General features: G+C 55.3%; 18 protein-coding genes and 1 pseudogene. 13 read left to right on the top strand and 6 right to left on the bottom strand.

Annotation, left to right across the window (positions count from 1 at the left end):
* Window positions 1–19 precede the first annotated feature (19 nt).
* The 4 genes from JN12_RS08785 to JN12_RS08770 form a co-directional block, all read right to left on the bottom strand.
* The gene (locus tag JN12_RS08785) at window positions 20–1,159 is read right to left on the bottom strand and encodes a PP2C family protein-serine/threonine phosphatase (RefSeq protein WP_145021339.1); all 1,140 of its coding nucleotides are present in this window, start codon (window positions 1,157–1,159) and stop codon (window positions 20–22) included.
* The gene (locus tag JN12_RS08780) at window positions 1,156–1,611 is read right to left on the bottom strand and encodes a response regulator (protein ID WP_145021336.1); all 456 of its coding nucleotides are present in this window, start codon (window positions 1,609–1,611) and stop codon (window positions 1,156–1,158) included. Before JN12_RS08780 ends, JN12_RS08785 begins: the two co-directional genes overlap by 4 nt.
* Window positions 1,577–3,193 (bottom strand): sensor histidine kinase, encoded by a 1,617-nt coding sequence (locus tag JN12_RS08775; RefSeq protein ID WP_145021333.1) that lies wholly within the window; start codon window positions 3,191–3,193, stop codon window positions 1,577–1,579. The genes JN12_RS08780 and JN12_RS08775 overlap by 35 nt, the downstream gene beginning before the upstream one ends.
* Before the next feature lie 311 nt (window positions 3,194–3,504).
* On the bottom strand, window positions 3,505–5,298 hold the full coding sequence (locus tag JN12_RS08770) for a sigma-54-dependent Fis family transcriptional regulator (RefSeq protein ID WP_170241874.1): 1,794 nt from the start codon (window positions 5,296–5,298) through the stop codon (window positions 3,505–3,507).
* Between the two features lie 872 nt (window positions 5,299–6,170).
* Here JN12_RS08770 and JN12_RS08765 point away from each other — a divergent pair.
* The 11 genes from JN12_RS08765 to mce all read left to right on the top strand — a co-directional run bounded on the left by JN12_RS08765 (window position 6,171) and on the right by mce (window position 17,519).
* Window positions 6,171–8,318 (top strand): hydantoinase/oxoprolinase family protein, encoded by a 2,148-nt coding sequence (locus JN12_RS08765; protein WP_145021327.1) that lies wholly within the window; start codon window positions 6,171–6,173, stop codon window positions 8,316–8,318.
* Window positions 8,319–8,330: 12 nt separating this feature from the next.
* The gene (locus tag JN12_RS08760) at window positions 8,331–10,742 is read left to right on the top strand and encodes a hydantoinase B/oxoprolinase family protein (RefSeq protein WP_145021324.1); all 2,412 of its coding nucleotides are present in this window, start codon (window positions 8,331–8,333) and stop codon (window positions 10,740–10,742) included.
* 68 nt (window positions 10,743–10,810) lie between these two features.
* Window positions 10,811–11,317 (top strand): acetone carboxylase subunit gamma, encoded by a 507-nt coding sequence (locus JN12_RS08755; protein ID WP_145021321.1) that lies wholly within the window; start codon window positions 10,811–10,813, stop codon window positions 11,315–11,317.
* Window positions 11,318–11,404: 87 nt separating this feature from the next.
* The gene (locus JN12_RS08750) at window positions 11,405–12,448 is read left to right on the top strand and encodes a zinc-binding dehydrogenase (RefSeq protein WP_145021318.1); all 1,044 of its coding nucleotides are present in this window, start codon (window positions 11,405–11,407) and stop codon (window positions 12,446–12,448) included.
* A 70-nt stretch (window positions 12,449–12,518) separates the two neighbouring features.
* Window positions 12,519–13,208 (top strand): CoA transferase subunit A, encoded by a 690-nt coding sequence (locus JN12_RS08745; RefSeq protein WP_145021315.1) that lies wholly within the window; start codon window positions 12,519–12,521, stop codon window positions 13,206–13,208.
* Window positions 13,209–13,222: 14 nt separating this feature from the next.
* Window positions 13,223–13,882, top strand: coding sequence for a CoA transferase subunit B (locus JN12_RS08740; RefSeq protein ID WP_145021311.1), 660 nt, complete (start codon window positions 13,223–13,225; stop codon window positions 13,880–13,882).
* Window positions 13,883–13,913: 31 nt separating this feature from the next.
* Entirely contained in the window at window positions 13,914–15,077 is a 1,164-nt protein-coding gene (locus tag JN12_RS08735; RefSeq protein WP_145021308.1) for a thiolase domain-containing protein, read from the top strand.
* Window positions 15,078–15,081: 4 nt separating this feature from the next.
* Window positions 15,082–15,303 carry a Zn-ribbon domain-containing OB-fold protein gene (locus JN12_RS08730; protein ID WP_145021305.1) on the top strand — a complete coding sequence of 74 codons (222 nt, stop codon included), beginning with the start codon at window positions 15,082–15,084 and terminating at the stop codon, window positions 15,301–15,303.
* A 75-nt stretch (window positions 15,304–15,378) separates the two neighbouring features.
* Window positions 15,379–16,254: a transporter gene (locus JN12_RS08725; protein ID WP_145021303.1), complete on the top strand. Its 876-nt coding sequence runs from the start codon at window positions 15,379–15,381 to the stop codon at window positions 16,252–16,254.
* Window positions 16,255–16,282: 28 nt separating this feature from the next.
* On the top strand, window positions 16,283–16,975 hold the full coding sequence (locus JN12_RS08720) for an adenylate kinase (protein WP_246125805.1): 693 nt from the start codon (window positions 16,283–16,285) through the stop codon (window positions 16,973–16,975).
* Window positions 16,976–17,087: 112 nt separating this feature from the next.
* Window positions 17,088–17,519, top strand: a complete 432-nt coding sequence (mce, locus tag JN12_RS08715; RefSeq protein ID WP_145021300.1) for a methylmalonyl-CoA epimerase — start codon at window positions 17,088–17,090, stop codon at window positions 17,517–17,519.
* A 26-nt stretch (window positions 17,520–17,545) separates the two neighbouring features.
* Here mce and JN12_RS08710 read toward each other — a convergent pair whose 3' ends face one another.
* A complete protein-coding gene (locus tag JN12_RS08710) occupies window positions 17,546–18,301 on the bottom strand; it encodes a TIGR03915 family putative DNA repair protein (RefSeq protein ID WP_145021297.1) in 756 nt (251 codons plus the stop codon).
* Complete coding sequence (locus JN12_RS08705) at window positions 18,301–19,593, bottom strand: putative DNA modification/repair radical SAM protein (protein WP_145021294.1); 1,293 nt, start codon at window positions 19,591–19,593, stop codon at window positions 18,301–18,303. The genes JN12_RS08710 and JN12_RS08705 overlap by 1 nt, the downstream gene beginning before the upstream one ends.
* A 404-nt stretch (window positions 19,594–19,997) precedes the next feature.
* On the opposite strand from JN12_RS08705, the gene JN12_RS08700 reads away from it, so the two are divergent.
* A complete protein-coding gene (locus JN12_RS08700) occupies window positions 19,998–20,342 on the top strand; it encodes a hypothetical protein (protein WP_145021291.1) in 345 nt (114 codons plus the stop codon).
* Between the two features lie 84 nt (window positions 20,343–20,426).
* Window positions 20,427–20,632 (top strand): annotated as a pseudogene (locus JN12_RS08695) (IS1380 family transposase); the annotation flags it as partial.

The raw sequence follows: 20,632 nt of genomic DNA, 5'->3' as shown, positions 1-20,632 counted from the left end.
CTGACAGTCATCGGCAACGTTACGGTCTGAGTACTACCAATACGGTCAGATCATCCGGCAGGGGCGTGCCCTGCGGGGCCAGCGAAACTATTCTGTCAACCATCTCCCTGGCGGTGGCAGCTCCTTCCAGTCGGGCTGACAGCACCGTGTTGTCAATGGCCGACTCATGTTCGGCGTCAATTACTCCATCGCTGTACAGAACGAGGGCGTCCCCTCTTTCAAAGACACAGCCACCCTCCTGATAATTCTCCTCGGACGAGACCCCCAGAGGCAGGCCGCGTGGCGGCAGTTCTTCAATTCTGCCGTCACGGCGCCGAAGGAATGCAAGACCGTGGCCGCAATCCACATAGGACATCAGTGAAGCCTCGACGTTCAGCCGCCCCAGGAACAGCGTCACAAAACTTTCGGAACGGTTCAGGTCATGACGGAGAGACTGTTCGGCCATTTGGACCGCAATCGACGGCTGAACCCGAAGCGTTACCGCGCGCAGCGTGGCCCTCACCGTGGTCATGAGCATGGCCGCGGCCAACCCTTTGCCCATGACATCGCCAAAGGTCAGGGTCACAATCCCCGGTATCGTCTCGTACCAGTCATAGAAATCTCCCCCTACCTGTCGTGCCGGGATACAGAGCGCGGCGATTTCAAATCCGGACAGTGAGAGTGTATCCTGGGGAAGCAGTTTTCTCTGCACTTCGGCCGCGCAGTTCAGTTCCGACTGCAGCTGGAGACGGCGCACCTCGCTCCTGGACAATGCATCCTCTGCCTCTCTGCGGGCATGCCGGTCTGCCGAGTCCCGCAGTTCGCGCTCGATGGCAGGCACCAGGCGGGCGAAGTTGTCCTTCTTGACAAAATCGTGGGCACCGGCCTTCAGGAGCGATACCGCTTCCTCCTCGCCGATGGCTCCCGATACCACGATGAACGGCTGGTCGTGTCCCTCCCGTTGCCAGATCGCCAGCGCCTCCTCGACCGTGAACTCCGGCATGTGACAGTCGGAAATCGCCAGATCCCAGTTGCCGGCAGTCATGGCCCTCTCCATGGCCTCCGCCGTATCGACCCGCTCTGAATGAGGCTCGATCCCCTCCTTGCGCAGGGCTCTGACCAGCAACAGGGCGTCGCGCTCTGAATCATCGATGATCAGCACCCCGAGAGTACCTTTCACGGCGTTCTCCCTTTCTTGATCGGGGGGGGCTCATTGGTGATGAGCCAGTAGCGCCCGAGATCCGCGACAGCGACGCCGAAATCGGAGAATTCCACCGGCTTGCGCACGTAGCTGTTGGCACCCAGTTCGTAACCGGCAATGATATCCCTTTCTTCGTCCGAAGAGGTGAGTATCACCACCGGCAGAAGCTTGGTCCGGACATCGGCCCGAATCCGGCGCAGGACCTCAAGACCGTCGACCTTGGGAAGTTTGAGATCCAGCAGGACCAGGGTAGGGAGATCGCTCACCTCCCGGTTGGCATGGTCGCCTTCGGCAAACAGGTAATCCAACGCCTCGGCTCCATCCCTCACCACCACGATCTCGTTGGCCACGTGGCACTTGTTCAGCGCCCGCAGGGTGAGCAGTTCATCCTTGGGGTTATCCTCCACCAGGAGTATGGTGCTGTTTTTCATGGATGTTCCCTTTCGATCCCAGGGTGAAATAGAACGTGGCGCCTGCACCGACTGCCCCTTTTGCCCAGATACGCCCGTCGTGACGGTGAATGATCCGCTCCACCGTTGCCAGTCCGATGCCGATACCCGGAAACTCGGTGGTCTTGTGCAGCCGCTGGAAGGGGAGGAAGAGCTTGCCGCTATAGGCCATGTCAAAGCCGGCCCCGTTGTCCCGTACGAGATAGACGGTTTCGTCCTGCTTTGTTTCGATGCTGAACTCGATGCGGCCGTCGCTGGTCCGGCTCGTGTATTTCCAGGCGTTGCCAATGAGGTTTTCCATGACGACCCTGAGCAGGCGGCGGTCGGCAACGGCCTCCACGCCCGGCGCAATCCGGACGCTTACCTGGCGGTCGTTTTCCGCCTTGCGCAGTTCACTGACAATGGTATCTGCCATTGAGGAGAGGTCAACCCGCTCGATAGCGAGCTCACCACGTGTTGAACGGGAAAGGTTCAGGAGCCCGTCGATGAGGTCGCTCATCTCGCGGCTTCCTTCCCGGAGGTAGCGCAGGTAGGTTTTTCCCTCCTCATCAAGCTTATCCGCGTAATCTTCAAGCAGGGCCACACTGAAACCGTCGATGGCGCGCAGAGGTGCCCGCAGGTCGTGGGAAACGGAATAGGTAAAGGCCTCCATTTCCCTGTTGGCCAGTTCCAGTTCCCGGGTGCGCTCGATCACGCGGGCCTCCAGCTCCTGATTCAATTGAAGGATGTCTGCCTCGGCCCGCTTGCGCTCCGAAATGTCGCGTCCTTCCGGAACCAGCAGGACCACATTTCCCTCTTCATCCTTCACCGGTTTGAGAGAGAATTCTATGTGATGGAGAGCTCCATCCACGGCCGGATGGGTTGCCTCAAAACTTACGATCTCGCCCCGGGCACCCTTCTTTACCGCCTCGCGCACTTGATCCTGCAGCTCCTTGGAGTGCGCCCACCAGGGAGTTTCCCAAAACAGTTTCCCCTTGACGTCCGATTCCCTGACGCCGCTCAGCCTCAGTGCGGTTCTGTTGACGTTTATGATCGTTCCATCAGGGGACAATAGCCCCATCAGCTGGAAATTCTGGTTAAAGACGGCCCGGAATATCCATTCACTTTCCCGCAGGGCATTTTCCGCCATCTTGCGGTCGGTGATGTCGCGTCCTTCCGGAACCAGAAGAACTACATCTCCCTTTTCATCTTTCACCGGTTTAATGGTGACGTCCACGTAGACAAGCTTTCCCTCAGTTGTTTGATGGGTAGTTTCAAAGCGAACGAGTTTTCCCCGTGCAGCTGCCTTGATTGCCTCCCGCAGCTGGTCCTGTTCTGCAGGCGAATGTGCCCACCAGGGGGTCTCCCAGAAAAGTCTGCCGATTGCCTCAGATTCCTCACCGTTTATGAATTGGTATGCTGTCCGGTTAATCTTGAGCACGGTGCCGTCGGGTTTCAATAGGCCCATCATTTGAAAAGACTGATCGAAGATGACACGGAGTAACGCATCACTCTCGCGGGACGCATCCGCTTTTCGCTTGCGTTCGCTGACCGGTCTGGTTTTCGGGCGATCGTCTGTACGCATGGCGTAATCCTATTTAGCTTCCATCCGGAGACTTCGTCGGTGCTGATGTCTGCTTGTTTGGCGTTCTTAAACAACGGGATAGCTCTCTAACGAAAAGTATATGTTGTCAGGGTGCCATGTCCAGCGAGGCGTGAATATTGATATCTGTGCTATGGTTATGAAGTAAGGCGCGTTGGTATCCATTTATTTCAACCAGGTCAATGCTTCCTGACAGCTTTCATGACACATGCCACCCCCTCGGAAAAGGGAATATCTGGGGAGAGTGCTGGTCCATCAATCGGACGAATTCTGCCGATTGCTGCCGCCCCTGGCTAGATGTAGTCGCCGGGTGCAATGCCATAGGCTTTGCACTTTCTGTAAAACGTTGCCCTGGATACCCCGAGTGCTTCGCAGGCGTGGGCAATATCCTTGTATCTTTCCAGCGTTTCGATGATCAGGTCCACCTCTCGTTGCGAGACATTGGCATTGATCCGGTAGTCGGTGGCGTCGGGGCTCTTGCCCAGTTTCCCAGTTAGCTGTCCGCCGCTCATCGCATCCGCCCTTTGCGGAAGCTTCTGTGAGTATTTGATATTCATGGGCAGGTCCTGAACGGAAATGGAACCACCGCCGCAGATCATGGCCGATTCGATGACGTTTCTGACCTCGCGCCCATTCCCGGGCCAGCTGTAGCCGGTCAGGAGTGCCATGGCCTCTTCGGAAATGTCCGCTGGGGACAGATCGTGTTTCCTGCATAACGACACCATGGTGCGTTGGATGAGAACCGGAATGTCTTCAGGCCGTTCTTTCAGGGGGGGGATGTCGAACTTGGCGACCCCGAGCCGGTAGTAAAGGTCGGCCCGGAACGTACCCCGCGCGATCTCATCGGACAGGGAACGGTTTGTTGCTGCGACAATCCTGCAGTTTGTGACAAGTTCTTTATCCGAACCGACGCGGTTGAATCGTCCCGTCTCCAGTACCCGCAGAAGAGCTGCCTGGATTTCCAGTGGCATCTCACCAACTTCATCAAGGAAGAGGGTCCCACCGTCAGCGCATTCAAAGACCCCTTTCCTGCCCCGAGGATCTGCGCCGGTAAAGGCTCCACGCTCATAGCCGAAAAATTTGCTCTCAAAGAGTTCCTTGCTGATTGCTCCGCAGTTGACCGCAACGAAAGGTCCGGTGTGACGTTTACTGTGCGCATGAATGTAGTTGGCGACAATCTCCTTCCCGGTTCCGGTTTCGCCAATGAGCAGCACATTGATATCCGAGGGGATGACCTTGCTGACCCGTTCCATGATCAGTTTGAGCGTCCCGTTGGCAGTGACGAACTCGCCAAACGTGGCAACACAGTGTATCTGAGTCGATTCTGCCGGCAATGAAATGGTAACGGGTTTCGTGCGGTGGACCACCAGGAGTGAACCGATCTCCCGCTCAGTGCCGGGCAAATAGACCTGTTGCACCTTTTTCGGTTGCCCCTTGGCACCGTTGCTTCTCAGGAACAGGTCGCATGCGTCCGGGTCAATTCCCGGGCTACTCCTCACGATACGACCCATGCGATCCAGGACGACGATGCCGTCAGCCGGATACCTGGATGAGTAGTCCGAGAAGCTATGGATCAGTTGCATCCGTTCCAGCTCCAGCTGGAGGCGCAGTTCTGCCTTGATATGTCCGGAAAGCGAGTAGGTCAAGCCAATCGCGTCTTCCCGGTAATCCTTGTCGAAGGTCGTAAAGTCGACGACGCCGAGGATCTCCTCCGTGAACGGGTCAAGGATTGGTGTTGCTGCGCATGACCACTGATGCCATCCTTCACAGAAGTGTTCGTTGGAGAATACGTGGACTGCCTCTTTCTGGGCAATGGCAGTTCCTATGCCGTTGGTCCCCGCAAACGACTCTAACCATCTGGCTCCTTCAACCAGCCCGGAATCTTCGGCCGCCCGCAAACGCACGGACGGGTCACCAATGACATAGAGAATGGTGCCCATGCTGTCAGCGAGTATGAGGATGCCAGGGACGCCCGTGAGGAGATTTGAAACCTTATTCAGAATCGGCTCGGATTTCTCGATGATGAAGTGACTGGTTGCAAGGGCGCTGTTGTATTCGACTTCGGGAAGAAGAATGCCTTCGCGCATGCCAGGATTAACACCCAGTGTCCTGCAGCGACTCCAATCTCTGACGAGCATTTTTTCATACGGGTCCAGTCGGTCATCGGAGATAGACCCATCTTCAAACCTGTCCCGAAGCTTATGTATCCTGCGACGATCTTTTGGGTAGGTGATATACGGGTTCACAAGCGGCATGCGATGTCTCCTCGTGATATCTGGCTCGTTTATTGGAGTTTGCTAAAACAGTGTTTATGTTAGTTTCATGAAAGTCTACCATGTCATCTAGTGAAAATTCAAGGCCGCATGGAACGATTAAACAAACAGCGTACCAAATTAACTATTCAATTTCCGACAAAGGTGGGCTTGTCACGCCATAAATTTCAAATCAGCTGATTTCTCTCAACTTTCTTGTCCCCTTGGACGCCGTGCCAGCAGTGGGGCAGTCTGGCTCCCTTCACCTTTAAATGCAGGTCAAAATCCTCTATTGCCCTTGTGTTCCAGGTTTTGTCGGCTTTGGGATGTCGTGGCACGCTCTGTTCACGTGTCGCAAGGTCTCAGGCTTGAGACGGTCTCAGTCTCAATGATAAGACAAAACAATGTTGGATTTGAATTTAGTAATTGTCTTTGCGGCAGTTTGTGACTGTCGTGTTGTGCGTATAATACAGCGGTTACATCCTCTTAATCTCCCAAAATAACGGTAAATATGTCGCTGGCATATTGGTTGCTTAATGAGGTGACTATTGCAAAACAATGTTCTTTTTAATAGTAGTCTGCCGGGTTATCAGCATGCCAAAGCTCAACAGGGAGGTGGATATCGGGGGAAGTATCTTTTCGTAAACAACCGCTCACAAAGTACGAATCGACAACAGCAGCACATCATTCACGCAAGGAGGTATTACATGCAAGTTCAGCACTCGCCAGTACAGGTATTGGGTATTGACGCCGGGGGCACGATGACCGACACGTTCTTCGTGCGTCAGGACGGAAGATTCGTTGTCGGCAAGGCGCAGAGCAATCCGGAGGACGAGTCACTCGCCATCTATAACTCGTCAGAGGATGCGCTTGCCCACTGGGGACGGAACGTGGATCAGATTTATCCCGAATTGGTGACCTGCGTCTATTCCGGCACCGCCATGCTGAACCGGGTGGTGCAAAGGAAGGGGCTGGATGTTGGTTTGATCTGCAACAAGGGTTTCGAGCAGGTGCATTCGATGGGCCGTGCGCTTCAGAGCTACCTTGGCTACGCACTGGAGGATCGCATCCACCTCAACACGCATCGATACGACGAACCGATCGTGCCGTTGTCGCGAACCCGTGGAGTAATTGAACGGACCGATGTGCAGGGAACGGTCGTCATCCCGCTGCGAGAAAACGATGTCCGCCAGGCTACGATCGAACTGGTCCAGGCCGGCGCAAAAGCAATTGTGATCTGCCTGCTCCAATCCCACAAGAATGCGGCGAGCGAAATGCGTGCCCGTGATGTCTGCCGCTATGAGTTGTCAAAGATGGGAGTCGATATCCCGGTGTTCGCTTCGGTGGATTATTACCCTTCCCGTAAGGAAAGCCACCGAATGAATACCACGATTTTGGAAGCCTATGCCGCGGAGCCCTCGCGAAAGACACTCAAGAAAGTGAGCGACCGCTTCAAACAGCACGGCGCCAAGTTCGACCTGCGAGTAATGGCCACCCACGGTGGCACCATTTCATGGAAGGCCAAAGAGCTGTCGCGCACCATCGTTTCCGGTCCGATCGGCGGGGTGATCGGCTCGAAGCTCCTCGGCGAGGTGCTGGGTTACGAGAACATCGCCTGCTCGGATATCGGTGGCACGTCCTTCGACATGGCGCTGATCACCAAGGGCAACTTCTCCATTATCTCCGATCCTGACATGGCCCGGCTGGTCCTTTCGCTACCGCTGGTCGCAATGGACTCGGTGGGTGCCGGTGCCGGCAGCTTCGTGCGCATCGATCCCTACAGCGGCGGCATCAAATTGGGGCCGGACAGCGCGGGCTACCGAGTCGGAACCTGCTGGCCGGAAAGCGGAATCGACACGGTGAGCGTATCCGACTGCCATGTGGTGCTTGGTTATCTCAACCCGGATAACTTCCTGGGTGGCGCCATCAAGCTGGACGTCGAGCGTGCGCGGCAGCATATCAAGGTGCAGGTAGCCGACCCGCTGGGGCTCTCTGTCGAGGACGCAGCTGCCGGTGTCATCGAGTTGCTGGATCTGCAGCTGCGTGACTACCTGCGCTCCAATATCAGCGCCAAGGGGTACAGTCCGGCTGACTTCGTCTGTTTCTCATACGGTGGCGCGGGTCCTGTACACACCTACGGCTACACCGAGGGGGCCGGCTTCAAGGATGTCATCGTACCGGCCTGGGCGGCAGGCTTTTCGGCCTTCGGTTGTGCCTGCGCCGATTTTGAGTATCGCTACGACAAGAGTGTGGATATTGCGATACCGCAGAACGGTAGCGATGCAGAAAAGATCGCAGGTTGCAAAACCCTCCAGGCGGCCTGGGAGGAACTCATGAACAAGGTCGTGGAGGAGTTCGAAATCAACGGTTTCAAACCCGAAGATGTGATCCTGCAGCCCGGCTTCCGCATGCAGTACATGGGGCAGCTGAACGACCTGGAGATCACCTCGCCGATTACCAAAGCGGCTACTGCCGAGGATTGGGATCGTATCGTGGAGGCCTACGAAGAAACCTATGCGCGGGTATATGCCAGTTCAGCACGTTCGCCCGAACTCGGTTTCTCGATCACTGGTGCGATCATGCGTGGTCTCGTCCCCGTACAGAAACCCACCCTTCCCGAAGCTCCCATAGAGGGGCCCACCCCACCGAAGGACGCATTCCTCGGCACCCGTAAATTCTACCGACACAAGAAGTGGGTCGATGCCAAGCTCTGGAAGATGGAAGAACTCAGGCCTGGTAACGAGATCACCGGTCCGGCCATCATCGAATCAGATGCCACCACGTTCGTTTTGCCGGAGGGCTTTGCCACGTACGTCGACAAGCACCGCCTTTTCCATCTTAAAGAATTGAAATAAGGGGAGGATACAATGAAAACCAACTTGAAAACCAACTCGGATAAGAAGTCCAAGGCTGATACCGGCTGCGCCAAAGCTGAACCCGTCCTGGCCAAAGTTGTACCCATCCACGGCAAAGCTGAACCCGGTTTCGCCAATCTGCTCGGAAACGGCCAGACTCTCAAGCAGTATCGCGACGCCATCCTCGAACGCACCCAAAAGACCGGTTTTTATAACGGCCTCGAACGCCTTGAACTACGCGAGTCGGAACCGATTCGCTATGAAAAGCTGTTCTCCAAGTTGCGCGGTGGGTTGGTCCATTCGCGCGAGACCGCCAAGAAGATCGCCGCAAGTCCGATCGTCGAGCAGGAGGGCGAGCTCTGCTTTACTCTCTACAATGCAGCCGGTGACTGTGTACTGACCTCTACCGGGATCATCATCCACGTGGGCACCATGGGTGCTGCGATCAAGTACATGATCGAGAACAACTGGGAGGCCAATCCCGGTATCAACCCCGGCGACATGTTCACCAACAATGATTGTTCCATCGGAAACGTGCACCCGTGCGACATAGCCACCATCGTGCCCATCTTTATCAAGGGCAAACTGATCGGCTGGGTCGGGGGTGTAACCCACGTGATCGATACCGGTTCGATTACGCCGGGCTCGATGTCGACCGGCCAGGTGCAGCGCTTTGGTGATGGTTACATGATCACCTGCCGCAAGACCGGGGTCAACGACCAGCCGTTACGTGACTGGCTGCACGAAAGCCAGCGATCTGTGCGTACACCAAAATACTGGATTCTCGATGAGAAGACCCGCATCGCCGGGTGCCACATGATTCGCGATCTGGTGGAGGAGGTGGTTGCGGAAGAGGGGCTGGAGGCGTACGAGAAGTTTGCCTTTGAGGTTATCGAGGAAGGGCGCCGCGGTTTGCAAAGTCGTCTCAAGGCGATGACCATGCCGGGCACGTACCGCAAGGTGGCTTTTGTGGATGTGCCCTATGCTCACCCCGACGTGCAGACCCCTTCTGCCTTTGCAAAGATTGACACCATCATGCATTCGCCGGTCGAGATGACTATCCGCGGCGACGGTTCCTGGCGGCTGGATTTCGATGGCGCCAGCCGCTGGGGTTGGCATTCCTACAACGCGCATCATGTTGCCTTCACCAGCGGTATCTGGGTGATGATGACCCAGACACTGGTGCCGACGCAGCGCATCAATGACGGGTCCTACTACGGCACTGAGTTCAATCTGCCCAAGGGCACATGGATGAACCCGGATGACCGGCGCACCGCCCACGCCTACGCTTGGCACTTTCTGGTCTCGGGTTGGAGCGCGATGTGGCGTGGGCTTTCCCAAGCCTATTTCAGTCGTGGTTACCTGGAAGAAGTCAATGCCGGCAATGCCAATACCTCCAACTGGCTGCAGGGTGGCGGCATCAACCAGGATGGCGAAATCCACGCAGTAAACAGCTTTGAGGCGAGTTCCTGCGGTACTGGCGCCGGAGCTATCAAGGATGGTCTCAACCACGCCGCTGCAATCTGGAACCCTGAAGGCGACATGGGCGACATCGAGATCTGGGAAATGGCGGAACCGCTCCTTTACCTTGGTCGTAACGTAAAGTGCAACTCCGGTGGTTATGGCAAGTATCGCGGTGGTTGCGGCTTTGAAACTCTGCGCATGGTCTGGAATGCTCATGATTGGACCATGTTTTTCATGGGGAATGGCTACATGAACAGTGACTGGGGCATGATGGGTGGTTACCCGTCCGCCACCGGGTACCGTTTCGAAGGTCACAATACAGGAATCAAGGAACGTATCGCCTTCGGAGACACGCTGCCGTTGGGGGGCGATCTCAACCCGGCCGCAGCGGAGTATGAACAGCACATCAATGTCAGGGCTGATGTCAAGCGTGACAAGCAGTGCATGACCACTGAGGCTTGCTACGAAGACTACGATCTCTACCTCAACTATCTTCGTGGTGGCCCCGGTTTCGGTGACCCGCTCGATCGCGAAATCGAGGCAATCGCACGTGACCTGAACAACAACTTCTTGCTGCCGGAGTACGCCACCAAGGTCCACGGCGCGGTAATTGAGCAGGACAACAAGGGTGTGTGGAGCGTCGATGCGAAAAAGACTGCTGCTTATCGTGTCGAACTCCGCAAGGCGAGGCTCGACAGGGCATTACCGACCCGCGAATGGATGAAGAAAGAGCGTGACCGCATACTCATTGGCCGTGCAAGTACGGCAGTGAAGCATATGTTTGCAACGAGTTTCGAACTTTCGCCAAAATTTCTGGCTGAGTTCAAGGAATTCTGGAATTTGCCTGATGGCTGGGATCTGAAAGAGGCGGATCTTGGAATACACTCCTATGGTTCGAAATACCGCGAGGATTTATCCAAGCTTCCAGACGTCCATACTGTGGTGCTGGTGGAAGAATAACAAAGATAACCAACTTATTGATCACCCTGTCAATTGGCCGGCGGTGAACAAACACAAGGAGATACAGTATGTCTACCTATACTAAGCAACAGGTCAATAATCTGACCGAGGGAAAACTCGACTGGGATACTACCATGCGTATGCTTTCCATGCCCAAGGACAATGAACGCTTCGGTCTTTACCTGGAAGTTTTGCAGGCCAAGGTACCCTGGAAAGACAAGATAGTACTGCCATTGGGGCCACATCTTTACATTGCCCAGTCGGCCAAAACCAAGCAATGGCTTACCAAGTGCGACTGTGGTTACGAGTTTGGCGATTACCGTGAAAATTGGAAACTTAACGCCGTTATTTATGTGCGAGACAACGCGGAGACGATGCGTGATGTTTATCCGTCGCTTATGGCTCCGGATACCGACTGGCAGGTGTACCGTGAGTATTACTGTCCGGATTGCGGTGTGATGCACGACGTCGAGGCGCCCACACCCTGGTACCCAGTGATTCACGACTTTGAGCCGGACATTGAGACCTTCTACAAGGAGTGGGTCAACCTGCCGGTTCCGGAGCATGCTGGTTAGTCAGAGCACGGCCGGGCGAAAACGCCCGGCCGTTTATTCGATGTCGTGCGTGGGACACTTCCTAAAACAAATAAAAGGAGAAGGACTATGAAAGCACTCGTTTTTCACGGCCCCAATGACATCAAGATCGAAAACGTACCAAAACCTGAACCCGGCGCTGGCGAAGTTGTGGTCAAAGTAACCATGTCGACCATTTGCGGAACGGATATCCACATACTTTCAGGGGGGTATCCCGTAAAGCCGGGACTCATAATCGGTCACGAATTTGTCGGCGTCATCGATGCGCTTGGCCAGGGGGTGACCGGATTTCAGACGGGGGACAGGGTTTGCGTCGGGGCTATTACCCCGTGTGGGCAATGCTTTTTCTGCCAGAACGGCAAGTCGTCCCAATGTGGTGGCGCACTCGGAGGGTGGAAATTCGGCAACACCATCAATGGCGCTCAGGCGGAATACATACGAGTACCGAATGCGCAGTACAACCTGGCCCAAATTCCAGCCGGATTATCCGACGAACAGGTCCTCTTTGTCGGAGATATCATGACTACAGGTTTTTCTGCATCGGAAAATGGCGGAGTGAAGATTGGTGATACGGTGGCTGTATTTGCTCAGGGCCCAATTGGTCTCTGTGCAACCGTAGGCGCTCGTGTCGCCGGTGCTGGTCTGGTCATCGCCGTGGAATCAATTCCGGAACGGCAGGAAATGGCTCTGCGCATGGGAGCGGATATGGTGCTGGACCACACAAAAGTTGATGTCATTGCAGAAATTAAAAAGCAGACCGACGGTCGTGGGGTTGACATAGCTATTGAAGCCCTGGGGCATCCCAAGACATTCGAAAATGCTCTGCGTTCCCTCAGACCAGGTGGAACCCTGTCCAGCCTGGGTGTGTATGAAAGCAATCTGCAAATCCCGCTTGATGCCTTTGGCGCCGGTCTTGCGGACATCAAGATTGTCAGTTCCCTCTGTCCGGGAGGCAGCGAACGGCTGAGACGGTTGATGAGTATCATACTGAACAAACGTGCAGATCTGATACCACTGATCACTCACAAGTTTGCGTTGGAAGACATTAAGGAAGGTTACCGGATTTTCGGGAATAAGCTGGATAAAGTTCTGAAGGTTGCGATTACCCCGTAATTGATGAGATTTCGAGGTTACGGGAGTGACGTTGATGGCAGATACAGAATTTGGCGCAAGGAGAACAGGTATGAAAGTCCGGACTTCAATTGATGAAGCCATTCATGACATTCAAGACGGTGCGACCATCATGGTTGGTGGTTTTGGGCTCGTCGGCATCCCTGAGAAGCTGATCGAGGGGCTGCTGCGGAAGGGAACCAGGAACCTGACGATTATTTCCAATAATTGCGGCATTGACGACTATGCGCTTGGCACCCTGCTAACCACCAGGCAGATACGGAAGATGGTCGCTTCTTACGTGGGTGAAAACAAGGAGTTTGAGCGACAGTTCCTGTCTGGCGAGCTTGAACTGGAGTTCGTTCCCCAAGGGACGCTTGCCGAGAGGATCAGGGCCGGTGGTGCCGGTATCCCGGCATTTTTCACCCCTGCCGGTGTAGGAACTCAGCTCGCAGAGCGTAAGGAAGTGCGAACTTTCGGTGGCAAGGCCTATGTCCTTGAGACCGGCCTGACAGCAGACTTTTCTTTCGTCAAGGCCTGGAAGGGGGATACGGCCGGCAATCTCATCTACAACAAGACATCATGCAATTTCAATCCGGTGATGGCGGCAGCCGGCAAGGTTACGGTTGCCGAGGTGGAGGAGTTGATTGAGGTCGGGGCGCTTGACCCCAACTTTATTCACACTCCCGGGGTATATGTGCAACGGGTCATCCAGTGTGCCGGACATGAAAAGAGAATCGAGCGGAGAACAGTTCGGTCCTAGGGAGGAAACAGGAAATGTCTTTGACACGAGAACAGATTGCGCGCCGCGCCGCGCAGGAAATAGAAGGCGGCTTTTATGTGAATCTGGGTATCGGCATCCCGACGCTGGTGGCCAACTACATCCCTGAAGACAGGCACGTGGTCTTGCAGTCCGAAAACGGCTTGCTTGGGATCGGCCCCTATCCCATTGAAGCGGAACTGGATCCGGAACTTATCAACGCCGGCAAAGAAACCATCACGATGATTCCGGGTGCCAGCCTGTTCAGCAGCGCTGAATCATTCGCCATGATCCGTGGCGGCCACATAGATCTCTCCATACTTGGAGGGATGGAAGTGTCGGCGGGAGGAGACCTGGCCAACTGGGTGGTACCGGGCAAGATGGTCAAAGGGCCGGGCGGAGCCATGGACCTTGTCAACGGGGCAAAGCGGGTCGTCGTAATCATGGAGCATTGCAGCAAGACCGGTCAGCCTAAAATCGTGAACAGCTGTTCCCTGCCACTGACGGGTAAAGGGGTTGTAAATCGCATTATCACCGACAGGGCGGTCATTGATGTCACCACGACCGGCTTGGTGTTGAAGGAAATCGCTCCGGGGTATTCGGTCGAAGATGTGCACCTGGTAACCGAATCGGAATTGAAAATAGATCCTCTGCTGAAAACGATTGACCTGCAGTAACCCATGTATCAGGAAGCCGGAGAGGTGAGTAATGCGTAGTGTATCCGTCGTTGGCATAGGTGAAACCAAGTTCGGCAGATTCCCGGAAACGTCGTTAAAAGATTTGATCCTGGAGGCGGGAACAAGGGCCATCGCTGATGCTGGAATAGGGAGAGAGAATGTTGAAGCTCTCTTCATGAGCAATTTTGGCGCGCAACTATTTTGCAGCCAAGGGCACATGGGGCCACTGGCTGCAGAGGTTCTGGGACTGGGGAATATCCCGACGATCCGGATTGAAGGGGCGTGTGCTTCGGGCAGCCTGGCTTTCAGGCAGGCCTTGAGCGCCGTTGCGTCAGGTATGTATGACGTTGTCCTGGTCGGTGGCGTGGAAAAGATGACCCATCAGTCAACAGATGCTGTCACCGCGGGCCTTGCCGGCGCTTCTGACGTTGATCTGGAGGCCGGCATTGGTGCCACTTTCCCTTCCCTCTTTGCCATGATTGCCAAGCGGTATTTCCACGAATACGGCAATGTGCGGGATGAGATGGCCTTGTGTGCGGTGCAGAATCACGAGAACGCCCTGCTCAATCCTGATGTGCAGATGCAGAAGAGGATTACCGTGGAGCAGGTGAAGAACGGCTTGCCGATCGCCGATCCCTTGACGATTTACGATTGTTCCCTGGTCTCGGACGGTGCCGCGTTTGTGGTGCTGGCGGCAACCGACGTGGCAACGACGTTTTGTCTGAAGCGCCTGGTGGAGGTAGTCGGCTGCGGTCAGGCAGGTGACACGTTGGCCCTGGCCTCCAGAGATAGCATGACAACCTTTGCGGCTACCGTGCTTGCAGCGCAACAGGCCTATGCGATGGCGGGCGTCACCCCCTCGCAGATCGATCTGGCCGAGGTGCACGACTGCTTCACCATTACGCAAATCATCAATAGCGAGGACTTGGGATTCTTTGCCAAAGGGAAAGGGGCACGTGCCATTGCAGAAGGGAATACTGCCGCCAGTGGTCTTATTCCGATCAATGTTAGCGGCGGCTTGAAAGCTAAAGGACATCCGGTAGGGGCAACAGGCCTCGGTCAACTGTACGAAATAGTGACCCAACTTCGGGGAGAAGCTGGGGTCCGGCAGCTAAAAAAGGCTGATATCGGCTTGACACACAACATCGGAGGCACTGCAGCCACCTGCGTTGTCAGTATATTCCGAGGGAGGTAGAAAGATGGAAAGGCGAGGCACTATTCATACCTATTCCGTTGTGCGTTGCGGCACTGAGGCTTTTCAGGATATGACCCCATACGTATTGGCGGTGGTTGAAGAAAACAGTAAGAAAAGGATGGCTCGAATCGAAGGATATACGGATACAACGGATATCACTATCGGCATGGAGATTACCTTTCTAAGAGACGATGTAAGGGGAAATCCGATCTATACGTTTGGCTAGCCTTCCCTTCGGGCAGTCTGACCTGACGTGCCAACGCTGATAGTGCCACAAAATTGATTACCAAGGCGGCTACCAATGAAAAAAATCAACCAATCAACACTAGCGCTCATTGCACTAGTGGCTCCATTACTCGTGTCTGCATCGACTGCTGTCGCTGCCGGCATTCCCTTGAGCGTCATAGAACCGCATGAGTACGCCCTGCCGGTGAATTACGAATCCTTCAACGCGGTTGCACAGTATTCATTCATCCAGACTGACAATATGGCCTTTGATACCACTGGGAAAAGGGTTGCTGGCCCTGGCACCTTTACTGCGGTCGGTTTCACGAAGTATGTCCGCTTCTTTACCTTCAAATCGCTGCCCGATGTCGGCTTTGCCTGGGAGTACCTGCAACCGGAGATCAGCGTCCAGAAAGCCGGGGTCTCGGCGTCTGGTTTCGGAGACCCGTTGACAGGCCTGGCTGTCTGGATCAAACCGAGTAAAAACAGCACGATGGGGCTGCAGAGTTTTCTGTCGATTCCTGTCGGCTCTGATGCCGTGTCGGACAAGACATGGGGCAGCCTGACAACCATCATTGGCGATCTGCAGGTGGGCGACGTCGATATCGATGGCCAGACCGGCTACATCCATAAATCAACCAGGCACCTGAGCGGTGCCAATGATCTGGATCCGGGCGACACATTTCACGCGAACCTGAGGGTGGGCTACCGTGCCCATCAATATCTGGAGCCGTTCTTTGCCGCCGACTACCAGACAACCGGAAGTAGCACCGACCAGGTGACCGGCTCGACTGTTCCCAATTCCGCCAGTAACGAACTTTCCTGTGGCGGCGGTCTGATGGTCCATTTCAGCGATCCGTTGAGCCTTACCATGAGATACGACTACGGTCTTGATGGGAAAAACACCACGGTAACCAACGCCTTCTACTTCAAGATTGTCTACATCTGGTAAATTTTCAACTTGTTTTGGACTGACAGGAATGAAAAAGGAAAAGACAATGACCAAAGTACGCACAGTAAATCTTGTACTGCTTGGCCCTCCCGGTGCCGGTAAAGGGACTCAGGCAAAAATGCTGACATCTCGCTTCAACATTCCCCAGATATCAACGGGGGAAATTCTTCGAACCGCGGTTAAAGATCAGACCTCGCTGGGAATCAAGGCCAAAGAATTAATGGATACGGGGGCTCTGGTGTCTGATGAGATCGTGATTGGCATTGTCGAGGAACGGTTAGCCCGATCCGATTGCGAGAAAGGTTTCATCCTTGACGGCTTTCCCCGGACAATACCTCAGGCTAATGAGCTGAAAAAGTTGCTGGCGGTTCGTGGTAAAGAGATCGATCATGTCATTTCCGTCGAAGTCGACAGAGAAGAGCTGCTGGCAAGGATCACCGGTCGTCTCACCTGCCGTGGTTGCGGCAATGGCTTCCACAGGGTCTTTGATCCGCCAAAGGCAGGCGACAGGTGTGACGGCTGCGGCGGGGAACTCTATCAGCGTGACGACGACAAGGATGAGACCATGCGTAACCGCCTTGACGTCTATGAACGGCAAACTGCACCGCTTGCAGCGTACTATGCCCAAGAGTCTCTGCTCAGAACCATCAGTGGTAGCGGCTCGATCGATGATATTCAGCGAAAGCTTCTCACAACACTCGGGTTAGAAGCAAAGGTGTAGGTTTATCTGTCCGGTCCGAGTAGTACTCCTTTTTGTGGTTCGGGGCGGATCGACGGACCCGCCCCGCTTTTTCGGTCGGAGATTTCACGGGCCTCATGGCTGGGGGAGAGAGATGCTGAAAAAGATCAATCATATAGGTGTTGCCGTACACAATCTGAATGAGGCGATCCCCTACTACGCGTTCAATCTTTGTATGACCTTCAAGGGGGTAGAGGAGGTTGCCGGGTATCAGGTTAGAGCCGCATTTTTTCAGATCGGCGAGTCAAAGATCGAGCTCCTGGAGCCTATGGGCAAAATGGGTTTTCTTTCTGAATTCCTGCTGAAAAACGGGCCGGGAATCCATCACATCGCCTACGAAGTGGGGGATATTGAGGCGGCCATCAAGAAGCTCGAGGCAGAAGGCACGAGGATGATCGACAGAACGCCCCGTCAGGGAGCCCATGGCGCAAGGGTCGCCTTTATCCATCCGGAGAGCAGTCAGGGGATACTGACTGAACTCTGTCAGGTTGGTAATCGAACGTATTCAAGGAACCCAAAGCAATAACATCTCTTGTTCTGTTGAGAGTACCCTTATCCGCCCCGAGCAAACTCCACCAGCCAGGGGCGCACCTTCAGCGGCACCTTGCTCTGCTGCAGCCGGAGATTTTCCCGCTCGGCAATGGCCAGGGTCGTGAAGTAACTCCGCCACAGCTCCTGAAACCGCTCCTCCGCCGGGGTCAGATCCGGCTCGCCACTGCTCTCCATGGGGAGCAGCAGCCATTCCCGTCTCTGCCGGTCATGGACAAGCCCCTCGCCATGGGTCAGGTCGTGGATCACCCACTGCTGGTCGCTGAAGCGGGCCGCGAAATGGGGGGCTATGAGCGAGAGGATCCGGTGGTCCGGAGAGATGGCGGCATAATAGAACCCGCCTGCCACCTCCTGAAAACGGACAAACCCCAGGTACCGGTGCGCTTCGCGCCCTACCTGCTGGCCGAGCTTCCAAAGCGGTGCCACCTGCGGGTGGGCTAGCATGCCACCGGCCTTTCTCCCAACCTCCCACGCCAGCAGGCAATAGCGGCAGATCAGCAGCTCCCGCTCCGGGTGGTTGGCGAGAAAGGCCAGCCGGACGAGGTGGAGAGACGACGGTGTCAGGCGTCTGGTCAGCTCGGGCCAGAACTCCTCGACCAGTTCCTGATCCGTCTCAACGGTTGTTACCCCGGCAAAGAGGTTCTGCTGCGGCGGCGGGTCGGTACCGATCGCGTCCGGGAGGATCCGTTTCGGCAGGAGCCGGGCCAGGAGCGTCAGCAGGCCGGCAAAGCTGCCGTCGTACCGGTAGACGCCCCCCATCACAGCTCACCGCTGATCAGGCTGGCGGTTTCGTCGGACGCCCGTGTCTCGGCAAACGGCAGAGCCATCTGTACGCCCCCTTTTTTCCTCGGACCTTCCAGCAGCCGGCTGCGCAACAGAGTGCTCTCGATGGCGCACTCGCCGGCGTAGCGGCCTCTGGCCGTGATGAAATAGCGCGCCCTCTTCAGCACCACACCAAGCTTTGCCAGGTCGTCCATACCCAGATGCCCCTGCCGCCGCGCCCTGACAATGCGCTGGGCAGAGCGGACACCGATCCCCGGCACCCGCAGGAGGACTTCGTAGTCGGCCCGGTTGATCTCCACCGGGAACAGCTCCAGGTGGCGGAGCGCCCAGCCGGTCTTCGGATCGAGATCGCTCTCCAGGTTCGGCGTCTCCTGACTCAGGAGCTCGATGGCACTGAAGCCGTAATAGCGGAGCAGCCAGTCGGCCTGGTAGAGCCGGTGTTCCCGCCTGAGCGGCGAATGCGGCATGGCGGGGAGGCGGGTGTCGGTCATCACCGGGATGAAGGCCGAATAGTAGACCCGCTTCAGTTCCAATCGTTGGTAGAGCCGCTCCGACAGGGTGACGATCTGCAGGTCGGTTTCCCTGGTGGCACCGACGATCAGCTGGGTGCTCTGGCCGGCAGGGGCAAAGCGCGGCACCTTCCGGGACTCCTTGCGTTCGGCCCGGTTGACAGTGATCAGGCTGTTCACCTGGCGCATCGGCCCCACCACGGCGTCGCGGCTCTTGTCCGGCGCCAAGAGGGCAAGTCCTTCCCGGGTCGGCAGTTCCAGATTGACGCTCACCCGGTCGGCAAGGAGGCCGGCTCTCTGCACCAGGAGCGGATCGGCGCCCGGCACCAGTTTCAGGTGAATGTAGCCGTTGAAGCGGTACTGTTCGCGCAGGGTCCGCACCGCCTCGATCAGCATCTCCATGGTGTAGTCGGGGGAGCGGACCACGCCGGTACTGAGAAAGAGCCCCTCGATGTAGTTGCGGCGGTAGAAGCCGATGGTCAACTCCGCCACCTCCGCCGGGGTCAGCAGCACCCGGCGGGTATCGTTGCTGCGGCGGTTGACGCAGTAGGCGCAGTCGTAGATGCAGCTGTTGGTCATCAGCAGTTTGAGGAGGGAGACGCAGCGGCCGTCGCTGGTCCAGGAGTGGCAGATGCCGCAGGACGCGGCATTGCCGATGCCGTCCCTGTTGCGGCGGAAGCTGCCGCTGGAGGCGCAGGAGACGTCATACTTCGCCCCGTCGGCCAGTATCTTCAGTTTGTCCATCAGGTTGGTTGCCATGGCTGTTGTTCCCTCCGGCAGTTTGGCGAAGGGTAGCATGGGGCTGTGACATAATACGTCATTTGTCCGGAAACCATGTCAACGGGGAGCTGTCGGGGAACTGCAAGGGACCATATCAATTCAGGAGCTATAGTGGGGCAGTGAGGGCAGGGGTAAGAAACTTGCCGAGCGCGAAAGTCGATGCGGATCGCGCATTATTGCTTATCGAAGGTTGATAATCGCTTAAGCCTGTTCAAGAGCGAAATGCTATGGTAAGTTTTGCTCATGTGTACAGGCAAAATGTTTCGCTTGGGTAGATCACCTATAAAGAGGAATGAAACGAATGAGTGTTTGTGACTTTAGGCGGCTAAATACGCTGACATTGCATAGTTCCAGTAATGCAAGTATGTAATAAGGAGTGTTATATGAAAAATAAGCAAAAAACTGTAATTGCATCGATATTAACATTTACATCTTTTTTGGGATTCGGATATGTAGAAATAGGAATGTCACAATTAATAAGGATCGCAATATATGCAGTAGTTATTGCATCACCGATCATGATTTTAATTTATAAATACAAAACCACGTTATTAAAAACCCCAAAATATTTAGTACCTTTAGGTATGATAATTGGTATTGTTGCTTTTAATATCTTACACAAGTTTCACAAAAATATTTTGATAGGCTTTGTACTAATTGTAGGTATTTTATTTGTTTTCATGTCCTGTATTTATCCTGACTCCGTGACGGCAAATTCAGCAATTTGAAATTTGCCAGCTGTAACCATTTGAAGTTTTTTGATAATTAAGCTATTTTGCTATGCAACAAAAACTCACCCGGCAGGTGAATTCATGAAGCGTTTTGTGATCGAACAGTCCGACGAAGAATTCTACACTTCCCACTCCGGCATCGCCCTTGTCGGGCTGGCCCTGAACCGTTTCACGTCCCTCTCTTCAGCCCTGGCAGTCATGGATGCCCCGGGCGATCTGATCGCCGGCATCGACATCATCAGGAGCTACTGTGCCCTTCTCGCTCAAGGGAAAAGTGATTTCGTCGC

The organism is Geobacter argillaceus (assembly GCF_007830735.1).
GTDB lineage: Bacteria > Desulfobacterota > Desulfuromonadia > Geobacterales > DSM-12255 > Geomobilibacter > Geomobilibacter argillaceus.
This window is presented reverse-complemented; position numbering and strand designations above follow the sequence as displayed.